The sequence below is a fragment of the Fictibacillus sp. WQ 8-8 genome (assembly GCF_024494405.1).
GTDB classification, from domain to species: domain Bacteria; phylum Bacillota; class Bacilli; order Bacillales; family Fictibacillaceae; genus Fictibacillus_C; species Fictibacillus_C marinisediminis.
Genome location: NZ_JAMXKG010000001.1, coordinates 124,157 through 139,249, shown reverse-complemented (window position 1 = coordinate 139,249; position 15,093 = coordinate 124,157). Strand labels below are relative to the sequence as shown.

Annotated in this window: 15 protein-coding genes and 1 riboswitch; of the genes, 11 read left to right on the top strand and 4 right to left on the bottom strand. The window is 41.7% G+C overall.

The genetic code is table 11. From position 1 onward, the window contains the following. Positions 1 to 43: 43 nt before the first annotated feature. The 4 genes from M1K46_RS00690 to M1K46_RS00675 all read left to right on the top strand — a co-directional run bounded on the left by M1K46_RS00690 (position 44) and on the right by M1K46_RS00675 (position 4,549). Positions 44 to 868 carry an STAS domain-containing protein gene (locus tag M1K46_RS00690; RefSeq protein ID WP_256224973.1) on the top strand — a complete coding sequence of 275 codons (825 nt, stop codon included), beginning with the start codon at positions 44 to 46 and terminating at the stop codon, positions 866 to 868. Between the two features lie 174 nt (positions 869 to 1,042). After that, positions 1,043 to 2,218, top strand: a complete 1,176-nt coding sequence (locus M1K46_RS00685) for a NupC/NupG family nucleoside CNT transporter (protein ID WP_091003134.1) — start codon at positions 1,043 to 1,045, stop codon at positions 2,216 to 2,218. Positions 2,219 to 2,336: 118 nt separating this feature from the next. Next, positions 2,337 to 3,359 (top strand): STAS domain-containing protein, encoded by a 1,023-nt coding sequence (locus tag M1K46_RS00680; protein WP_256224456.1) that lies wholly within the window; start codon positions 2,337 to 2,339, stop codon positions 3,357 to 3,359. A gap of 416 nt (positions 3,360 to 3,775) precedes the next feature. After that, on the top strand, positions 3,776 to 4,549 hold the full coding sequence (locus M1K46_RS00675; protein ID WP_256224455.1) for a GDSL-type esterase/lipase family protein: 774 nt from the start codon (positions 3,776 to 3,778) through the stop codon (positions 4,547 to 4,549). Between the two features lie 34 nt (positions 4,550 to 4,583). Here the strand turns inward: M1K46_RS00675 and M1K46_RS00670 are convergent, their stop codons facing one another. Together M1K46_RS00670 and M1K46_RS00665 are read right to left on the bottom strand one after the other, a co-directional pair. After that, positions 4,584 to 4,781: a KGG domain-containing protein gene (locus M1K46_RS00670; protein ID WP_256224454.1), complete on the bottom strand. Its 198-nt coding sequence runs from the start codon at positions 4,779 to 4,781 to the stop codon at positions 4,584 to 4,586. 155 nt (positions 4,782 to 4,936) lie between these two features. After that, complete coding sequence (locus M1K46_RS00665; protein WP_256224453.1) at positions 4,937 to 5,242, bottom strand: DUF3243 domain-containing protein; 306 nt, start codon at positions 5,240 to 5,242, stop codon at positions 4,937 to 4,939. Positions 5,243 to 5,643: 401 nt separating this feature from the next. Here M1K46_RS00665 and M1K46_RS00660 point away from each other — a divergent pair, with 401 nt between their 5' ends. Continuing rightward, positions 5,644 to 6,924 carry an ArsB/NhaD family transporter gene (locus M1K46_RS00660; protein ID WP_256224451.1) on the top strand — a complete coding sequence of 427 codons (1,281 nt, stop codon included), beginning with the start codon at positions 5,644 to 5,646 and terminating at the stop codon, positions 6,922 to 6,924. A gap of 289 nt (positions 6,925 to 7,213) precedes the next feature. On the opposite strand, the gene M1K46_RS25710 is transcribed toward M1K46_RS00660, so the two are convergent. Continuing rightward, the gene (locus M1K46_RS25710; RefSeq protein WP_256224449.1) at positions 7,214 to 7,873 is read right to left on the bottom strand and encodes a L,D-transpeptidase; all 660 of its coding nucleotides are present in this window, start codon (positions 7,871 to 7,873) and stop codon (positions 7,214 to 7,216) included. A 239-nt stretch (positions 7,874 to 8,112) separates the two neighbouring features. Here M1K46_RS25710 and M1K46_RS00650 point away from each other — a divergent pair, with 239 nt between their 5' ends. From M1K46_RS00650 to M1K46_RS00625, 6 genes are all read left to right on the top strand, one after another. Then, the gene (locus tag M1K46_RS00650) at positions 8,113 to 9,264 is read left to right on the top strand and encodes an acyl-CoA dehydrogenase family protein (protein WP_256224448.1); all 1,152 of its coding nucleotides are present in this window, start codon (positions 8,113 to 8,115) and stop codon (positions 9,262 to 9,264) included. Positions 9,265 to 9,404: 140 nt separating this feature from the next. Next, the gene (locus M1K46_RS00645; protein ID WP_053357192.1) at positions 9,405 to 9,626 is read left to right on the top strand and encodes a hypothetical protein; all 222 of its coding nucleotides are present in this window, start codon (positions 9,405 to 9,407) and stop codon (positions 9,624 to 9,626) included. Between the two features lie 130 nt (positions 9,627 to 9,756). After that, a complete protein-coding gene (locus M1K46_RS00640; protein ID WP_053357193.1) occupies positions 9,757 to 10,098 on the top strand; it encodes a metal-sensitive transcriptional regulator in 342 nt (113 codons plus the stop codon). Positions 10,099 to 10,122: 24 nt separating this feature from the next. After that, on the top strand, positions 10,123 to 10,329 hold the full coding sequence (gene copZ / locus M1K46_RS00635) for a copper chaperone CopZ (RefSeq protein ID WP_053357194.1): 207 nt from the start codon (positions 10,123 to 10,125) through the stop codon (positions 10,327 to 10,329). 87 nt (positions 10,330 to 10,416) lie between these two features. Then, positions 10,417 to 12,849 (top strand): heavy metal translocating P-type ATPase, encoded by a 2,433-nt coding sequence (locus tag M1K46_RS00630; protein ID WP_256224446.1) that lies wholly within the window; start codon positions 10,417 to 10,419, stop codon positions 12,847 to 12,849. Next, positions 12,849 to 13,700 carry a hypothetical protein gene (locus tag M1K46_RS00625; RefSeq protein WP_256224445.1) on the top strand — a complete coding sequence of 284 codons (852 nt, stop codon included), beginning with the start codon at positions 12,849 to 12,851 and terminating at the stop codon, positions 13,698 to 13,700. The genes M1K46_RS00630 and M1K46_RS00625 overlap by 1 nt, the downstream gene beginning before the upstream one ends. A gap of 67 nt (positions 13,701 to 13,767) precedes the next feature. Here the strand turns inward: M1K46_RS00625 and M1K46_RS00620 are convergent, their stop codons facing one another. Further along, complete coding sequence (locus tag M1K46_RS00620) at positions 13,768 to 14,670, bottom strand: sulfite exporter TauE/SafE family protein (RefSeq protein ID WP_248253736.1); 903 nt, start codon at positions 14,668 to 14,670, stop codon at positions 13,768 to 13,770. A 224-nt stretch (positions 14,671 to 14,894) separates the two neighbouring features. After that, a riboswitch (SAM riboswitch) is annotated at positions 14,895 to 15,004 on the top strand. The last annotated feature ends 89 nt before the right edge of the window (positions 15,005 to 15,093 follow it).

The window sequence follows — 15,093 nt, the reverse complement described above, 5'->3', positions numbered from 1 at the left end:
AGAAGAGGATGCTTGGATACATAAGGAGGGAACACCATTGGCAATGGAACGTGACTTATACGAGTATTTGATGCGAAACACCGCAGCTTTAAGTGAGGAATGGCTGAAGCTTCAGGAGGAAAAATTAAGTCTCAGCGGCTCTTTAGAAGGAGTCAGCGCAGAACGAATACAGCATAATCAAACATTTATTGAAAATATGGCCAAAACGTTTATCAGCGACGACGTGAACTTTTCCGCGTGGTCAGAGCAGGTGGCTGTAAGAAGGGCAAATGCTGATACCCCATTGCATGAAACTTTGGAAAACTTTAAATATTTCCGGATTGTTTTCTGGAATCTAATCATGGATTTTGTACAAGAGAATGAAGCAGAAATCTCCCTTCAAACGCTGGGACGATGGAGCAAAAAAGTGAATGCGGGTTTTGATCATGTCATTGAGCTATTTACGGTTTATTTCCAGCAGATCAGTGACGCGAGACTCTTGTCACAGCAGCAGATGATCCTGGAACTGAGTGCGCCGATTATTCCCGTGTTTTCAGGGATCGGTGTTTTGCCGCTGGTAGGCGAAATTGATACTTACCGCGCGCAAATGATTAAAGAAAGCAGTCTTGATAAATGCACAGAATTAAAACTTGAACATTTGATCATTGATCTCTCAGGTGTTCCAATCATGGATACGATGGTAGCGAATGAGCTGTTTCAAGTTGTTCGGGTGCTTGCTTTACTCGGTGTTGAAACAACAGTAACTGGAATTCGTCCGGAAATTGCACAGACTGCGGTTAACCTTGGATTGGATTTTTCCAACATATCAACGTATGCCCATCTGCGCCAGGCGCTCCCGGTGATTATTAAAAGCCGTCAACTTTCATAACCTATTGTTATTTCAGCCACCTTTTATCTTAGGTGGTTTTTTTGATAGGGTGAAAATTTCAGGATAAAGCATCCAGTATGGAGGGTAGTATATGTATATGTTTATTTGCTGTATGAAAAATATTTAAATATGAAAAATTGAACAATATAAAATTTAAAGGAGGTTGCTGGTAGATTGAAATATCTTATTTTTATTTTAGGGCTTGCTGTTGTATTTTTGCTTGCTTATGCAGTCAGCAATAATAGAAAGCATATCAAGTTTAAACCTATAATTATCATGCTTGTACTTCAGGTCCTGCTGACTTATATCCTGCTCAATACAGGGATTGGTTTAGTAATTATCCATGGTATCTCTAATCTTTTTGAGAAGCTGCTCGGGTATGCAGCAGACGGTGTAAACTTTGTTTTTGGCGGAATTGCAAACAAAGGGGCTATGCCATTCTTCTTTAATGTTCTCCTGCCGATTGTATTTATATCCGTTCTGATCGGAATTGCACAGCACTTAAGAATTCTGCCTTTCATCATAAAATGGATCGGATTTTTCCTAAGCAAGATCAATGGTTTAGGGCGTTTGGAATCCTATAACGCAGTGGCTTCAGCAGTCTTCGGACAATCAGAAGTTTTTATTTCGGTTAAAAAGCTGCTGGGCCATATGCCAAGGCATCGTCTGTACACGCTGTGTACGTCTGCGATGTCCACGGTATCTGCATCCATACTTGGTGCATATATGACGCTGATTGATCCAAAGTATGTTGTGACGGCCTTAATGCTTAATCTTCTTGGAGGATTCATCATAGTAAATATCATTAACCCTTATGAAGTAACAGCAGAAGAGGATATTATCGAGATTCAGGAAGAAAAGCAAACCTTTTTTGAAATGCTGGGGGAGTATATTCTGGACGGGTTTAAAGTAGCAATCATTGTAGGTGCGATGCTAATTGGATTTGTGGCGCTGATCAGTGCCGTTAATGATGTTTTCAATATGGCGTTCGGCATAACGTTTCAAAAGCTGCTCGGATATGTATTTGCTCCGTTCGCCTTTATTGTCGGTGTTCCTTTTTCAGAGACTGTAAAAGCCGGAACGATTATGGCAACAAAGCTTGTATCCAATGAGTTTGTAGCAATGCTTGACCTCGCCAAAATTAAAGGACTTTCCGAGCGTACCGTTGGTATTGTATCGGTATTTCTCGTTTCTTTTGCAAACTTTTCTTCAATCGGAATCATAACAGGTGCGGTAAAAGGCCTTCATGAACAAAAAGGGAACGAAGTAGCAAAATTCGGACTGAAATTGCTGTATGGAGCCACACTCGTCAGCTTGTTATCAGCAGCAGTTGCAGGGATCATGATCTAGTGATTTTATTAGAAAGGCTGAATCTAACGGGAATTCACCCTTTTTTTTGGGCTTTTTCTTGTGAATACAGTAAAATTAAAGAAAGGTTGATTGCCAAGCCTTGAAAGGAATGGTCACTATGAATCATTTAAATAATACACAGATTAAGGTGGGAAGTGCTGAATTCAGCTGGAAACCTGCTGATGGAAGCTTTTTATTCGAAGGGGATGATGCTATTCTCTTTTGGATTAATTCCGCTTTTAAAACATTTCTTGACACCATTGAAGAAGTATCCGGGGATGAGTCAGCTAATATCGTACTTGAGACAACTGGATATCGGATGGGAATCATCGTTGGAGAATTCTTTTATAATGAAGGAGCCAATCCGACAGATGTCTTGAATGTACTGCCAGGGATTTATGCTTCTGCCGGATGGGGAACCTTGGAGATCGAAGAGTTGGATGAAAAAGAGAAGAAAGCTGTTTTGCGGATGAAAAACAGTTGGGAATACCGAATCAATAAGCTGCAGAAAAAGAAGAACCATGGAACATTCATTCCTGGACACTGGGCGGGTGTACTAACCGGATTGTTTGGAGAGAACCTTTGGTATCGAGTGACTTCCAGCCAGCTGGAAGGTGATGAACATTGTCAGTTTGAATTCTATCCCTCACTAATCACCGTTTCTGAAAATATTCATGAACTTTCAAGAAGGAGAGAACAGGCTGAAATATTTAAGCTTGAAAAAATAGTGGAAGAACGGACGAAAGAATTGTCCGATCTGCTAAAAGTTATTTCTTCACCTATCATTCCTGTCTTGGATCATATTGTAGTCATCCCACTATTGGGCAAGTATAACGAAGACCGTTCTAAAGAATTGCTTGAAAAAACCATCAATGAACTTCCGAAATATGGAGCTGATTTTTTAATCCTTGATCTTACGGGATTGGATGAGGACATTAGCGAGTATACAATTTCTCTGTTTCAGCAGCTCATTGCGGCTACGACATTGCTTGGCACAAAAACGATCATGGTAGGAATTTCATCGGCACTTAGTATAAAGATGACAAATTCAAATTATCATACTTCCGATATAAAGTCCTTTGCCAATCTAAAGCATGGCATTCATTATGCCCTTGCTGAAAGAGGCCAAAGGATCATATAAAAAAAACAATCGCAGCCATTGGCTGCGATTGTTTTTATTGTTAATAAGGTGGTAGGATCAATTCTTGAGCGCAGTTTGGACAATACGTATAGCGTTGTTCTTCAACAAGAGAATGTACTTTATCTTCGCTGTTTGTGAAGTCACGATAATTGTTAAGAATAAAGTTATGCTGACATGCGTGGCAGATGTATGCTGTCCGATGTATAACCAAGGATTTATGATCAACTAAGTACTTTGACATAGAAAGCCCCCGCATTACTCTGACATAATTTTATCTTAACATATTAATATTGCGAAAACATTACAATGGTTTAAAGGCTTCCATACCGATTTATAGTTTACATCCGAGGAAATAAGGGAAATATTTTAAGCTAGATCATTAGACCTAATTGAAATTAAATCCGGAGGCTTTCACCATGAAAAAAAACACATTAATTATCGCATCCTGTCTGATCGTTTTAATCACAGGCATCCTTTTTTCCATCACAAAGCTTAATCTTCCTTCTGTTCTGTCCTCTATGACCCATTACGGAAAATCAGAATTAAAAAACGATGGCAAAGAATTTAATTTGGTTGCATTGGGGGATTCATTATCCTATGGTGTAGGAAATTCAAGCAACAGCGGTTATGTAGGAACAGTGGAAGAACGACTTGAAAATCACATGAAAACTGAGATTACAGTCAAGGATTACGGAGTTCCAGATGATACAAGCGCCTTATTGTTAAAGCGTTTAAAGAATGAACAGTTAAAGTCATCCATCGGCTCTGCCCGAATGATCTTCTTAAATATTGGTATGAATGATTACTTAAACAGCCTGCACCTTTCTAAAACCCGGCCGGATCGAAAAAAAGAAATCATTATAAAAGCACAGCAGAACTATCAAAACAATTTAAAAACAGCGATAAAAGAAATGAGAAAAGAAAATCCAAAGGCAAAAATATATCTGGCAGGCATTTATAACCCATTCACAAACCGAAAAGACCGCCTCCCTGAAAGCAGCCTGGTTCAGCAATGGAACAAAAAGGCACAGGATATAACGGCTGAACAGGAGAATACCCGGTTTATTAATGTAGAGGGAGTCTTCACAGGGAAAAACAAAAAAGCTTATTTTGCTGACGAACTGCATCCTAATAAAAAGGGGTATGCGTTAATCGGTGAAGTAGTTTATAAACGTTTAGAGTTAAGGTAAATCAAAAAAAATCAGCCCTTTAAGGGCTGATTTTTTAATCATTATGGCGGGCTTTTCCGCCCTTGCTTCCGATATCTTCATAAAATTCCCGATCATGATTTTTTGAGGTAGCATTGCCGCCTTTTTCCCCGATCTCTTGATAAAACTCCTTGCTGTGAGTGTGGGAAGTAGCGTCTCCGCCTTTCTTTCCAGCTTCTTCTCTAGAGATGTTGTGGTTATTGTTCTTGGCCATTTGGAATCACTCCTTCAGTAGAATTAATTTTAATTTGGCCTTAGTTTTCTGTTCCCTATGAAATTTTTCTTAAACATAGGATCAAAAGTTTTTATACTGGAGGGATCTAAAAAAGAGCACCGGATAAGAATCCGGTACTCTTACAACTCTTACTGTTAATCTACCAGGCGTATCAGCATATGAGCGAGTGCATGCTGCTGATCTTTGTCTCCTACTTTCCAAAGTTCCTGAAGGAGTTTTTCTTCAGAGTTTCTAGGTTCTTCATGTTCAGCAAGATATCCAGCAACTTTTTCAGCGGCTTTCGCCAGCTGCTCTTCCCCTAATCCTAACTTTTGGCCTTTACTGACTTTGTCTGATAAGTATCCTTTAAATTCCTCAAAATCCTGTAAAACTTGATCTTTCTTTTCGGAGTCCATATTTGCTACTTTCTCGTCCACATTGTTCACGTTTGTGTTAGCCATTTTGAATTCCTCCTAAAAGTTGGGATATAAGAGTAGTACCCGATTTTTTATAAAACGAACCCTGAAATTCATAAAAAAACATGACAGAAGTTATACAAATATTCTACAAATTAATTTCATGATGCTGCGGTTTTTGGAGAAGCTCTTTTCTCCGGCTTGCCTTTTTATCACGAAGTTTTTCATTTTCTTCCCCAACAAACTTAATACACATATTCCATTCTTTTAAGGATTTAAAACAAAAAGGGAGGGGGAAAAAAGACCATATCAATGGAATTGAAACTTAGCAATAATGCAAAAACCATTTACCCATTCAACGGTAATGAAGTATTATTTTAGTTAAGGTTTGAGACAAGTGAACCGCTAGCACTGGTTTTCCGTAATGATAAATGGAGGAGAAGAATATGGGACAACAAGCAATTATAGCGCTCAGCATATTTTTAATTACATATGGCTTAATTATTTCTGAAAAAGTTCACCGTACCATTATTTCCATTCTTGGGGGAGCGCTTATGGTAGCTCTTGGCGTCATTGACCAGGAAACGGCCATTCATCATATTGATTTTAATACGATCGGTCTTCTCGTCGGTATGATGGTTATTGTAACCATAACGGCGGAAACCGGATTATTCAAATTTATTGCGATATGGGCAGCAAAAAAAGTAAAAGGAGATCCGGTCAAGACCCTCATTGCGTTAGGTTTGATTACAGCTATCGGTTCGGCCTTTCTTGATAATGTGACGACGGTTCTGCTCGTTGTACCTGTTACCTTCAGCGTAACAAGAAGGTTAAACCTCAATCCGATTCCTTTTTTAATGACTGAGATCTTCGCGTCCAATATCGGCGGAACAGCAACGATGATTGGTGACCCGCCAAACATTATGATCGGCAGTGCGGTAAAGGAGCTCACCTTCTTGTCCTTTATTGATAATCTTGCTTTTATCTGCGGGATCATTCTAGTGGTCACAATAGTCATCATGGCTATCTTTTATAAAAAAGGACTCAAAACTAGACCTGAGTTAGTAGAAAATCTGATGAGGCTTGATGAAAAGAAAGAAATTGTAGACCATAAGCTGCTCCGTAAGTGCTTGCTCGCACTTGCGATTACCATTGGCGGATTCTTCCTGCATCAGTTCATTCATGTGGAAACCGCAACCATTGCCTTGTTTGGTGCCTTTCTACTCTTGTTGCTGGCAGGTGAAAAACACCTGGAATATGCTCTCGAAAAAGTAGAATGGACCACGCTGTTTTTCTTTGTGGGATTGTTTGTTATTGTAGCAGGGCTGGTTGAGACCGGGATTATTGCAAGTGTGGCTAAACATGCGATGGAGTGGACAGGCGGAGATTTAAAGGCGACGACTTTCTTAATCTTATGGATGAGCGCGATTGCTTCTGCTTTCGTGGATAACATTCCGTTTGTTGCGACGATGATTCCGATGATTAAAGAAATGGGGCATATGGGAATCACAAACCTTGAGCCCTTATGGTGGAGTTTGTCACTCGGAGCCTGCCTTGGCGGCAACGGAACCTTGATCGGTGCGAGTGCCAACCTTGTGGTTGCCGGACTTGCGAGTAAAGAAGGCTATCATATTTCGTTTGTTAAATATTTGATCATTGGATTTCCCTTGATGATTTTATCCATTCTTATATCAAGTGTTTATGTTTATCTTAGGTATCTTATGTAAAAGGAAGAAGGGGCTGTCCAAGAAGTCTGTAAGCTGTTGATTTCCGTTCCAGGGTGCTCGCTTTCCGCGGGGCGTGCGGTGAGCCTCTTGGCGCTAGCGCCTGCGGGAGTCTCACCTGTCACGCTAGTCCCGCAGGACAAGGAAGGCTCCGGCAGCGTTTTATCGCACGAAGAAAATGTGAAGTTCATTTTCGAGGAGTCTCGCACCTTCCACTTCAATCAACTATTTTCAAGCCAAAAAGGAGCTGCTGAAGGTCAATTTTCGACTTTCAGGACAGCCCCTTCTTTTTTTATTGTGCGGTTACGTAACCATATTGTCCAGCAATTACAGGGAACGATTTGACTGTATTTGTAATAATGACGGTGGTTTGAAGAGTGATCTGATCAAAAAGCCACCTTGCCTCTTCGTTATGCATTCTTATGCAGCCGGAAGAAACATGCTGGCCGATGGAGCTTTCATTGTTGTTTCCGTGAATGGCATAGGAGATTTGAGGGTTTACGGATAAGCCCATCCATCGGTCGCCGAGCGGATTCTTAGGATCGCCTCCAGCAATATGTTCTTTGTAATAGGGTCTGTTTTTAATCTTATTGGCAATTTTATAGATTCCCTGGGGAGTGGGGGTCGAAGATTTACCTGAAGCAATTGAAAATGTTTTTACAAGCGTCCCGTTTTTATAATAGGCGAGCTCATTGCTATGAAGGTTAATGATCAATAGCGGATAGGCAGAAGGGCTTTTTACCTCTTGGTTCGTTTCCTTATCTGGAGATGGTGTTGGGTTCACCTCTGGTTTTTGAATTTTTTCTTGTTTTTCTTTTTGCTCAACAGGAGGATACTTGGCTGAAGGATGAACGGATTTCGGGGAGCTAAATGAGGAGTGCTGATAGAAATAATAAGAAAAAGCAAACAGCCCAATGGCTAGAAATACAAGAATTCGGTATCTGAGTTTCACAGTTGATGTCCTTTCTATGGATGAAATAGAAGAATTGGATGATAAATAAAAAGATCCATCCTATTTCATTAGACGTCATCAGGCACGGAATGGTCTCTGTCCGAAATAAAAATGAGCAAAGCGCCTAAGAACAAAGCATGAAAGTTGCGAAGTGTACATAAACGAAGTAGGGTAAATATAATAAAACAGAGCTTTTCTACACAAAAACTATACTATTAAAAGGCAGTTGGTGAGACAAAATGGAATTTATCCATACTGAATTTCAGGCTCGCTGGATGAAGAAATTACATGAGCTTAGTGAGAGATTTGCAGAGCGCGCTCCCGAACATGACCAGCAAGGCACTTTTCCATTTGAGAATTTCAAGGAATTGGGGGAATCCGGTTACTTATCCTTGACCGTCCCTAAAGAATACGGAGGACAGGAGATCAGCCTTTATGACTATATCCTGTTTCAGGAACAAATCGCCCGCGGAGACGGTTCTACGGCATTATCAATAGGATGGCATCTTGGTGTGGTTATGGACTTGTCTGAGAGAAAACCATGGGATCCTACAGTCTTTGAGAAGCTCTGCAAACGCATTGTGCATTCTCGAAGTTTGATCAACCGTGCTTCCACTGAACCGGCAACAGGAAGTCCGACTCGAGGCGGGAAACCTCAGACGATTGCCGAACAAAAAGGGGATCAATGGATCTTAAACGGAAGAAAGTCCTTTACTTCCATGGCTCCTGCTCTTGACTATTCCATTGTGTCAGCTTCGGTCAAAGATTCAGACCAAGTATCTTCATTTCTCGTGTCACATAAACTTCCGGGTGTTTCCATTGAAGATAAATGGAACACGCTGGGCATGCGGGGAACTCGGAGCGATGACCTGGTTTTAAAAGATGTGGCCGTTGAACGGAATGATCTTGTAGAAACGGCCGATCAGGAGAATAATCAGCAGCTTCCAAAAGCCTGGCTTCTTCACATCCCGGCATGTTATATCGGAATCGCCAGAGCTGCCCGCGATTATGCGGTTTCCTTTGCAAAAAATTATAGGCCTAACAGCTTGAAAGGACCAATAAGTGAAGTTCCTGAAGTGCAAAGAAAAATAGGATTGATGGATTTGGAGCTGTTAAAAGCAAGACAGCTCATGTACGGAGTCATTGAACAATGGGAAAGGTATCCTGAAAAACGCCAGTCTATCGGAAATGCACTGGCTGCGGTAAAATATTCAGCGACAAACAGTGCAAACGAGGTGGTGGATCTGGCGATGAGAATCGTTGGAGCACACAGTCTGTTTCAGGATAATCCCATGCAAAGGTACTATCGCGATGTGCGCGCAGGTCTTCATAATCCGCCGATGGATGATGCTGTGATTTCCATGTTTGCACGAAATGCCTTGAATGATTGATTAACAGGAAAAAGGGAGATCAAAAGTTGTGATCTCCTTTTTTTGTTTTGGAAAATATTGTTTGGTTTTAAAGAAAGGATAATGACAATAAAGCGCAGAATATGTTGTATACAGGAACATCTTGAAAAGGGGTGGACAGGATGGAACGCAGTTCTGCTAATCAAGCGGCAAATCTCATTGGTGATGCAGCGGTACAAATGCTGCACAGCAAAGGGCTTTTAGTGGTCAGTGAAGAGGAATGGTCAACTCTTCAGCAGGAAATGAATACCTCAGAGCTAGAGATCAGAAGATTGAAAAAGGAATTGCTTCGCTATGCAAGAAAAATCGCAACCTGGAAAACCTTTGGTAAATCGTGCAGTTAAGGTAAGAGCACTCTTATTTTGGACTTTTTGCTGAAATAAGAGTATACATACAAAAAACGGGGAAGAGTAAATGAGAAATTATTTTACTCTGTTCTTTACTTCTTTACATAGGGTAGGGGGGTATGGTAATATGAAAGGGAAAAGGAGGCTGGTTGATTTGGAAATTCAAGAACATGAATCACACTGTTCAACAGAAAGAAAAAGCCACCATTCTGATAAAATGAAAAGCAACCTGGTGACCCGTTTAAATCGTATTGAAGGACAGATTCGGGGGGTAAAGGGTATGATTGAACGTGATACGTACTGTGATGATGTTCTTACCCAATTATCAGCCATTCAGTCAGCGCTAAATAGTGTCGGGAAACTGCTTCTTGAAGGACATATGAGAAGCTGTGTTGTGGAAAGAATCCAGGAGGGCGAGCTGGAAGTGATCGATGAGCTCTTGGTAACTGTGAAAAAATTAATGAAATAAATCATACATCAGGGAGGTATAGTGATGGAGAAAATCATGCTGAATGTAAAAGGAATGTCTTGCGGACATTGCGTCAATGCTGTAGAAGGAAGCGTAGGGAAATTAAACGGTGTTCATCATGTTAAAGTACAGCTGGAGGAAGGTACCGTTGAAGTAGAGTTTGATTCCACAAAAGTTAATCTTGAAGAAATTAAAGAAACCATTGATGAACAAGGATACGATATTGCCTAATTGAAAGGACCAAAATGGACCGTGCTTAAACAGCACGTTCTCTTTTGGAAATGAATATACCCTATAAGGGTATAGGAGGGTATTCTTATGAGTGATAAATCAAAAGAAATGAGTATCCCGATTTCTGGCATGACTTGCGCTGCCTGTGCATTGAGAATTGAAAAAGGCCTTAAAAAAATGGATGGTGTTTCTGATGCAAACGTGAATTTTGCTCTGGAAAAATCAACAGTGGTTTATGATCCTGAATTAGCAGGGCCGAAAGATTTTCAACAGAAAATCAAAGATCTCGGCTATGATATTGCGGGAGATAAAGTGGAATTCAATATAAGCGGAATGACCTGTTCTGCTTGTTCTGCTCGAATTGAAAAAGGGTTAAAGAAACTGAATGGCATACTGGATGCGAATGTGAACTTAGCGCTGGAAACAGCCACGGTCAGTTACCAGCCTTCTGAGATATCTGTTTCTGAAATGATTAAAAAAGTAGAAGACCTTGGATATGGGGCAAGTTTGAAAGAGACAGACGGAAATAAGGCTGCTGATCTCAGAGAAAAGGAAATTCAGAACCAAACCGGCAAGTTCCTGTTTTCACTTATTCTTTCTTTGCCACTTTTATGGGCCATGGCCAGCCATTTTTCGTTCACTTCCTTTATCTATCTGCCTGATATGTTCATGAATCCATGGGTTCAGCTCGCTTTGGCAACGCCCGTTCAATTGATTGTAGGGAAACAATTTTATACAGGTGCATATAAAGCATTGAAAAATAAAAGTGCAAATATGGATGTACTCGTTGCATTGGGTACATCCGCCGCTTATTTTTACAGCCTTTATTTGACCATACAGGCAGCAGCCAATGGCAATAACATGCCTGAACTCTACTTTGAGACTTCGGCTGTCCTCATCACCTTGATTTTACTCGGTAAATTGTTTGAAGCGAGGGCAAAAGGAAGATCTTCTGAGGCCATAAAAAAACTGATGGGACTTCAGGCAAAAACAGCGCTTGTAATCCGTAACGGAGAAGAGCTGGAACTGCCATTGGAAGAAGTTGTAGCAGGAGATGTTGTTTCAGTCAAACCAGGTGAAAAAATCCCGGTTGACGGAGAGGTTGTTGGAGGCTATTCTGCTGTCGATGAATCCATGCTGACAGGGGAAAGTGTCCCAGTTGATAAAGCATCAGGAGACACGGTCATTGGAGCAACGATCAATCGTAATGGTTTTTTGAAAATCAAGGCAACGAAGGTTGGAAGAGATACAGTGTTATCCCAAATCATTAAAGTGGTGGAAGAAGCACAGGGCTCAAAAGCACCGATTCAGCGCTTAGCAGACAGAATTTCTGGGATTTTTGTTCCGATTGTCGTCGGTTTGGCTGTTGTAACCTTTCTCATTTGGTTTTTCTGGCTTGTACCCGGAGATTTTTCAGGAGCTCTTGAAAAACTGATTGCCGTTCTTGTCATCGCCTGCCCATGTGCGCTCGGTCTGGCAACCCCGACATCGATCATGGCCGGATCGGGACGTTCAGCTGAGTTCGGCATTCTTTTCAAAGGCGGGGAGCATCTAGAAAATACACACCTGATCGATACCATTATTTTAGATAAAACAGGAACAGTCACGAACGGAAGACCGGTTTTAACAGATATATTGCCTGCTTCAGGGCTTTCTGAGCAGGAGCTGTTAGTTCTTGCTGGTAGCGCTGAGAAAAATTCAGAACATCCTCTCGCCCAGGCAATTGTTGAGGGAATGACGGAACGGGACCTCATGCCTCTTTCCTCCAGCAGATTTGAAGCCATACCCGGACACGGTATCCAGGCTGTGGTCGATGGAAAAAGAGTACTTATAGGTACAAGAAAGCTGTTGAATGATCATGATATACCACTGCAGGCTATTCTTGAAAAAATGGAAGAGCTGGAAGAGCAGGGCAAGACGGTGATGCTCGCAGCTATAGATGGAGAGTACAGCGGGATGGTTGCTGTGGCCGATACGATAAAAGAAACATCCAAGGAAGCCATCAGCCGTTTAAATGCGATGAACATTGATGTATGGATGATTACCGGAGACAACACAAGGACCGCAAAAGCGATTGCCGATCAGGCTGGCATCGAGCAGGTTATTGCAGAAGTGCTGCCAGAAGGAAAGGCTGAAGAAGTGAAAAAACTTCAGCAGAAAGGCAGAAAAACAGCAATGGTAGGTGACGGTATAAATGACGCACCAGCACTTGCTGCAGCTGACATCGGGATGGCAATCGGAACAGGAGCGGATATAGCGATGGAAGCAGCTGATATTACCTTGATCCGCGGTGATCTGAACAGTATTGCTGACGCTATTTTTATGAGCAAGCGCACGATACGGAACATTAAACAAAATCTTTTTTGGGCGTTTGCTTATAATGCACTTGGCATCCCAATCGCTGCCAGCGGGTTTTTGGCTCCGTGGCTCGCAGGGGCTGCTATGGCATTCAGCTCGGTATCCGTTGTATTGAACGCGCTTAGGCTCCAAAAAATTAAACACTGTAGAGGTGAGTTTTGATGAAAAGCAAAAACATCCGCAACTGGGTGCTGTCTGCTGTTGGTATCCTCATTCTGATCATGGCTGGCTATGCTGTTTATGACGTTTTAGAAGGCAAGGACGGGAAGAGGGAGCAGGCCGGCCATCAAGATGGTCATTCAGAAATGCCTGGCATGGACCATGGGAATAAACATGGAGAACATGATGGACATAGTTCTGGTGATTTGGCCAAAAGTGAAGTTAAGCCATCCGTCAGCTACAAGGATGGTGTCATTTCGATTCAGTTAAAAGATCAAAAAGGCAGGCCTTTCGATGAGCTGGAGGTCAATCATGAAAAGCTGATGCACTTCATTCTGGTCAGCGAAGATTTAAAACAATACAATCACCTTCATCCTCAAAAGACCAGTAAAGGCTCGTTTGAAGTAAAGCACAGACTGCAGCCTGGAACCTACAAAGCATTTGTAGACATCAAGCCCAAAAATAAAGCTTATGCCGTTGCCCCGTTGAAAATTGAAGCGGGAAGCCATGGAAATCATACTCACCAGCCAGAATTGAAGGCAGATACCACCTTTTCAAAAACAATTGATGGACACAAGGTATCATTGACGCCAAAAGAATTTAAAGCTGGCCAGCCTGTTACGCTGCAATTTAGCATGGGTGATGCAAAACCTGAACCTTATCTTGGAGCACGTGGCCATGTTGTGGTCTTAGATCATACAGGAGAAAAATATGTCCACGTTCATCCTTCCACTCCTGAAGATACAAAATTTGAGACGGAATTTGAGGAACCTGGACTTTATAAATTGTGGGCGGAGTTTAAGATCAATGGGAAAGTGATCACCTATCCGTTCATTATTGAAGTGAAGAAATAGAAGAATACAATAAAAGCTGACTCATTTGAGTCAGCTTTTATTGGTATAAATTATTGTTTGTGATGTGTCAGTGGAGATTAGTGCTTTCAGTTTGTGGTCCAGCTGAGAAAGAATGTTTTTTATTTTTTCTAATGCTGAAGAAAATTGCCGCCAGCCAAACGACGACCAGCACGGTATAGACCGATTGCAGTGCTGTACCGGAGATTCCAGCGGACTGCAAAAGCGTCCGGGCGTTCGTTACAATAATCAATCCTCCAACAACCACACCTAAAATATGCGAAGGGATAATGCGGACGAGCCATGCTGCGATCGGTGCTGCGATTAATCCTCCCGCCATGAGGGCGATAACCCACATCCAGTTGACCTGCTCCCATCCGAGAGAGATGAGGAAACCGAGTGTAGCAGAAACGGCAACAGCAAATTCGCTCGTATCCACGGAACCGATGACCTTTCTTGTTGTTGTGCCGTTTTTGGCTAACAGGACAGGTGTGGCTACCGGTCCCCAGCCTCCTCCTCCGGTGGCATCCAAGAAGCCAGCAACAAGTCCGAGCGGGATGAGCTGCTTGCGGCTGAACGCTTTTTCATGATCAGCAGGCTTGGTGTTCTTTTTAAATAAAAATCGGTACAGAATAAAGAAACCAAGGAACAGCAGGAAAAAGGAAATATACGGTTTTACTGCGTCGCCAGGAAGATTGGATAAAAAGCAGGCACCGGTAAATGCCCCAATGGATCCCGGAATAATGAGACGAAAGATAATTTTACGGTCAACATTACCGAACCTGATGTGTGATGCACCTGAGGCGGCTGTCGTAACAACCTCTGCAAAGTGAACCGAAGCCGAAGCAACCGCCGGAGCGATTCCAAAGGCCAGCAGCAGGGAAGTCGAAGTCAGTCCGTAAGCCATTCCGAGTGACCCGTCAATCAGTTGTGCAACGAGTCCAATCAGGGCCAGGATGATCAGTTTTTTCATTTTACTCCTCCTAACAAATAAAAGGCCCTTAACAGTAAAGTTAAGAGCCTTCGGTTTTTCCGATCAGCAGTGTATCTCTTTTCGAATTTAGTATCTACTATATTCAATGGAATGAAAGTCTGTCAATAAAATTTTCGGATATTTCAATAAATATTTTTTAATCCGATAAGAATAATAGGGTTTGCGAAAGCATAAATGTGTGTTATTATTTAAAAAAATAAAAAAACTTATCCAGAGCGGTGAAGGGAACTGGCCCGATGAAACCCGGCAACCTGCATTTTTTTGCAAGGTGCTAACTCCAGCAGAATGTTTATTACATTTTGGAAGATAAGGTAATATGTTTACCTCGTCAGTCTTTCCGAAATGGAAAGGTTTTTTTATTGCCATTTTAATTCCTAAAAAAACCTAACAAAACATATTAAA